Source organism: Pseudomonas sp., assembly GCF_050739995.1.
GTDB lineage: Bacteria > Pseudomonadota > Gammaproteobacteria > Pseudomonadales > Pseudomonadaceae > Aquipseudomonas.
In genome coordinates this window covers 1-3,950 of record NZ_JBOICG010000175.1, presented here as the reverse complement: position 1 = coordinate 3,950, position 3,950 = coordinate 1, and the positions used below count along the sequence as shown (strand labels likewise).

Genomic DNA, 3,950 nt, shown 5'->3' with positions numbered 1-3,950 from the left:
TACTCGGTGATCCATACGACGCCGCCACAAGTACGGCACATAAGCCCAGACAATCATGCTCGCGTATCCATAAGGAAGTTGCGGTGACTCATCAAAGTGACGCAACGACTGATAACTGCGTGTTGGGTTGGCATGGTGATCGGAGTGCCGCTGCAATTGGAACAGAAAGATATTGGTGACAATCCGATTACTGTTCCACGAGTGTCGTGGCGAACAGCGTTCATAACGTCCATTGGGTAACTTCTGGCGTTTAAGGCCGTAGTGTTCGACATAGTTCACTACTTCCAGCAACGAGAACCCGTAGATACCCTGGATAATCAGGAATGGAATCACCCCTGCCCCCAGCCACACGATCATCGCGCCCCACAACACGACGCTGTACATCCAGGCGCTGAGCACGGCGTTCTTCCAGTGCAGCGCCGGCAGGCCGAGTTTGCGCAGGCGTTCGCGTTCCAGGTTCCAGGCCGAGCGGGCACTGAACCACACCGAGCGCGGCAAGAAGGCCCAGAAACTTTCACCCAGACGCGAGCTGGCCGGATCTTCGGGAGTGGCGACACGCACGTGGTGACCACGGTTGTGTTCGGTGTAGAAGTGCCCGTAGAACGTCGGTGCCAGGGTAACCTTGGCGAGGAACACTTCCAGTGGCTTGGGTTTGTGCCCCAGCTCGTGGGCGGTGTTGATCGCAATCCCGGTCGCAGCGCCGGTGGACATTGCCATGCCCAGGTAAGTGAACCAGCTCACTTCGCCATGCAGTTGAGTACGCGCAGTGATATAGCTTGCGGCATGGGACAGCCAGCTCGCCGGGTCCAGATTGGCGGTAGCCTGCAACAGGCCGCCCCGGATGATCCAATCGATGCCCCCCGCCGCCAGCCAACCGGTGATCACCACCGACGTAATGACGAACAGCACACCGGTGTACACGATCCAGCGGTAGTAGCTTTGGGATTCAAGGTGGTTGACAGCGGACTCGGGCGGGTTACTGACATCTTCGCCCAGCAGGCCGTCGATCAATGGGATCAGGCCGAATATCACCAAGACACCGACCCACCACAATTGTTGTACACCGGTGGTGATAGCCAACGTACCAGAGAGTAATGGGGTGGCCAGGGGCATGATGCCGAGCCACCACAGGTGGCGCTTGCCATCGGTCCAGACGTTGGGTGCGGCCAGGGACTGATTCATGGCAACCTCCGCACGAGACCGGTGGTCAGGGAAAAGAATTGAACGGTCAACAGGTTCACGGAGCGCTGAATCCTCCGAGAAACCATCCATGCGATAAAAGACGTTTTTTTCATTATTCTATTCGCTCTTAGGCATTTCAAAAATTATTTCAAATTAGACATTGAAATTATTTTTTTAAATAAATAGCGCGGAATCGTTAGGTCGTCAACTAGTTTCTCGGCGCCTTTTTGACGTGACCGAGCAGTCTCTTTTTCAGCTGTTTGGTCAGGTGTCTAGGGCAGGCATTAACGCCGCTGATCCGCAGGTTTGATTGCAAGGTTATTTACTCGCCAGGGCAAATGACGGGTGCAGTACCGTGGCGCTTTCCAGGGGCCGGGTGCGCTTGGCAATCTGCTCCACCAACGCGACCACACGGTCCACAGCGGTGATGGGCAACATATGGCCCCGCCCTTCCACCACCTGCAGCTTCAACCCAGGCACCTTGCTGGCCAGGGCCTGGCCGTGCTTCTGGAAGTCGAGCACCTTGTCCCGTGCGCCGTATATCAACCCAATGGGCAGGCTCAACTGCGGATAACGCTTGACCATTTCCGGAAGGTCATCGTTGACCCGATTGATCTCGCTGGAGGCTGCATAGAAGTTGTCAGGACGCATACCCAGCAGTCCGCCACCCTGCGTGGCGAAGTCGGGCGGCGGCGCATCCGGGGCGAACACCCCGTTCACCACTGCCCCCTTGGTCAACAACCCGATAGGCATCGTCAGAGTGTGTGACACCCAGCGTCGCAACCAGGCCGGGCGTACCGCCAACGACAAGAACACCAGCGGCAACAGGCGCTGAGGATGAGTCAGCGGTGCCACCAGGATCAGGCCAGAGACGGCATGGGGATGATCAAGCGCGAGCGCCAGGGAGATCGCGCCGCCGAGGGAGTGCCCAAGTACCAGCGGTTTATCCAGGTCCAGCGTCTTGATGAACGCGGCCATTTGTCTGGCCTGGGCCGGCAGGTCTGCCGCAGTGCCACTGTGCCGGGTGGAATAGCCCGAGCCTGGACGGTCCACCGTGATGACCCGAAAACGCTCGCGTAACTGGCCAGACAAGGCATAGGTCAGGTTGCGACTGCTGCCCATCAGCCCGTGAATCATCACCAGCGGTGGGCCCTTGCCTTCCTCTACATAATGAAAGCACTCGCCATCGACCTCCACGAAACGCCCATTGATCGGAACAGCCGCTTCAATACGCAGAGTCATCCAGGCACTGAAGCCCCATAGCACAGCACTCGCACCCACCAACACACCTGCAGCGACAACCCATTCGACAGCCATAGCTCGGTCCTCTGCTTCCCTGTTGCTGGCGACCCGACCGGAATTGGTCAAGGCTTCAGCCATCGTCCATGCCTTGGAACTAGACCTCGTGCATACCGTGCTCGTCTGTCGGACAAGTCGCATATGTGAAACAAGGTCCTAGCGTAGGCGATATTTTCAGGTAGATTATTTAAAATCTTTTTTAAAATAAATAATTCAATTTTTCTTTGCAATGGTGTTCTATCTAAAAAGACAAAACAAAAACAGGAGCACAACAGATGCCCATGAAGGACACGCTATGAACGCCCACAGCGATGCCATCGACATCGCCATCATCGGATCGGGTTTCGCCGGGTTGTGCATGGCGATCAAACTCAAGGACGCCGGAATCACTGACTTCCTGATCGCCGAACAAGCCCAGACCCTTGGCGGCACATGGCGCGACAACCATTACCCCGGCTGCGCCTGCGACGTGCAGTCCCATGTGTACTCATTTTCCTTTGCACCCAACCCGAACTGGACGCGGCAATTCGCACCACAGCCAGAGATCCGCGCCTATCTGGAAGACTGCGCCCGAGACTTTGAACTGGCGCCGTTCCTGCGCTTTGGCATGGGCCTGCAGCGGGCAGTATTCGATGAACAGCAACAACGCTGGCAGCTCAGCTTCAGCAATGGTCGCCACCTCAGTGCGCGGGTGTTGGTGTCGGGCATGGGCGGCCTGTCGCGCCCGGCACTGCCGGATATACCCGGGCTGGACAGTTTCAAGGGCAAGCGCTTCCACTCCCAGCAGTGGGACCACGAGTATTCATTGAAGGGCAAGCGCGTTGCGGTGATCGGCACCGGGGCCAGTGCCATCCAGTTCGTACCTCAGATTGCGCCACAAGTGGCCCATCTGGACCTTTTCCAACGCACACCGCCGTGGATCATGCCCAAGCCGGACCGAGCTATCTCGCGCATCGAGCGTTGGGCGTTCAAACATCTGCCATTCACTCAACGGTTGGTACGCAGCGCGTTTTATTGGGCCTTGGAAGGTCGCGTGGTCGGCTTCGCCCTTCACCCGCGCCTGATGAAAATGGTGCAGAAAATCGCCCTGCGCCACCTGCACAAGCAGATCTCCCGCCCTTCCCTGCGCAAAATCCTGACGCCGGACTACACCATCGGCTGCAAACGCGTGCTGATCTCCAATGACTATTACCCAGCGTTGTCGCGCAGTAACGTCGAGGTGGTGACCCACGACGTGCTGCGCATCGAAGCCGACGGCATCATCACCAGCGATGGCATCAAGCACCCGGCCGATTGCCTGATCTTCGGCACCGGCTTTCAAGCCACAGATCCCTTGCCGCGTGACTGCATCATCGGCCGCGACGGTATCGACCTGATGGATACCTGGCGCGATGGCGCCCATGCCTACAAAGGCACCACCGTGCCGGGCTACCCGAACCTGTTCCTGATCGTCGGCCCCAATCCCGGGT

At 57.8% G+C, this 3,950-nt stretch carries 3 protein-coding genes; 1 reads left to right on the top strand and 2 read right to left on the bottom strand.

The annotated features are described in order from the left end of the window. Positions 1-1,182 (bottom strand): alkane 1-monooxygenase (locus tag ACRESD_RS06175; RefSeq protein WP_431750117.1); only part of this gene is annotated, 1,182 nt, incomplete at its 3' end. Positions 1,183-1,500: 318 nt separating this feature from the next. Then, a complete protein-coding gene (locus tag ACRESD_RS06170) occupies positions 1,501-2,499 on the bottom strand; it encodes an alpha/beta fold hydrolase (protein ID WP_431750116.1) in 999 nt (332 codons plus the stop codon). A gap of 277 nt (positions 2,500-2,776) precedes the next feature. Between ACRESD_RS06170 and ACRESD_RS06165 the strand changes: the two genes are divergently transcribed. Beyond that, the coding region (locus ACRESD_RS06165) for a flavin-containing monooxygenase (RefSeq protein WP_431750115.1) at positions 2,777-3,950 on the top strand (1,174 nt) is incomplete at its 3' end.